General features: G+C 61.6%; 1 protein-coding gene. It reads right to left on the bottom strand.

Annotation, left to right across the window (positions count from 1 at the left end; all coding sequences use genetic code 11):
* The coding region (locus tag DBR30_RS09030; RefSeq protein ID WP_258224370.1) for a sigma-54 dependent transcriptional regulator at positions 1-1,033 on the bottom strand (1,033 nt) is incomplete at its 3' end.
* Between the last annotated feature and the right edge of the window lie 25 nt (positions 1,034-1,058).

A 1,058-nucleotide genomic window follows, 5' to 3' on the forward strand; every position in this document is an offset into this window, starting at 1 on the left:
CGTTGCCAGGCCAGGGGTACTGCATCAGCGACTCCAGCGCCCGCTGGGTCAACCGGATAAAGCCGTGGTGCTGCTCGGCATGGCGGTTGAGCAGCTCCTGCAGCAGCAGCGGGATGTCATCGATGCGATCCCGCAGTGGCGGCGTCTCAATGGGGAAGACGTTGAGGCGGTAGTAGAGATCTTCACGAAAACCCTGAGTGCGGATCATCGCCTCCAGATCCCGGTGGGTAGCCGCAATGATGCGCACATCGGCCTGAATGGGCTTGCCGCCACCGACCCGGTCGAACAGCCGCTCCTGCAATACCCGCAACAATTTGACCTGCATCGGCATCGGCATGTCGCCGATTTCGTCGAGGAACAGGGTGCCCCCCTGCGCCAGCTCGAAGCGACCACGACGGGCCGCGATGGCGCCGGTAAAGGCCCCCTTCTCGTGGCCAAACAGTTCGCTCTCCAGCAATTCGGCAGGAATAGCGCCGCAGTTGATGGGCACGAAGGGGCCACTGCTGCGGGAAGAGAGTTCGTGGATAGCGCGAGCCACCACCTCTTTACCGGTACCGGACTCCCCGAGGATCAGCACGTTGGCATCGGTCTCGGCCACCTGGCTGATGAGCCGACGCACCTCCTGGATCCCCTTCCCTTTGCCCACCAGCAAACGCAGTAAGGCCTGCCCCTTGTCATGGGTCTGCTGACGGGGATGCAAGGATACAAAGGCCTGACAGAAGTGCAGATGACGGGTGAGGGATTCATAGGTAAAGGGCGAGATCGCCACCCCGATAAAGTTGCTGTTGGGCAGATCGGCCTCAACCAGCGAGAGGAAGGGGGTACGGGGGAAGGCGGCCAGCAACTCTGACAAGGGACGGTCGGTCAGCTCACCCACCAGCACACCTTGCAACGGGCCGGAGGATTCGATGGCCACATCCAGATCGCTTTGTGCCACCTCCTGCCACGGGATCCCCATAAACGAGAGCACGGTTCCCAACTGTTGGCGCCGCTGCGCATCGGCATCAACAATCAACACGCCCATCTCCACCATATCCATTCCTCGCGATGTCCTGAAC

This window comes from Aeromonas sp. HMWF017, from assembly GCF_003061465.1.
Taxonomy (GTDB): domain Bacteria; phylum Pseudomonadota; class Gammaproteobacteria; order Enterobacterales; family Aeromonadaceae; genus Aeromonas; species Aeromonas veronii.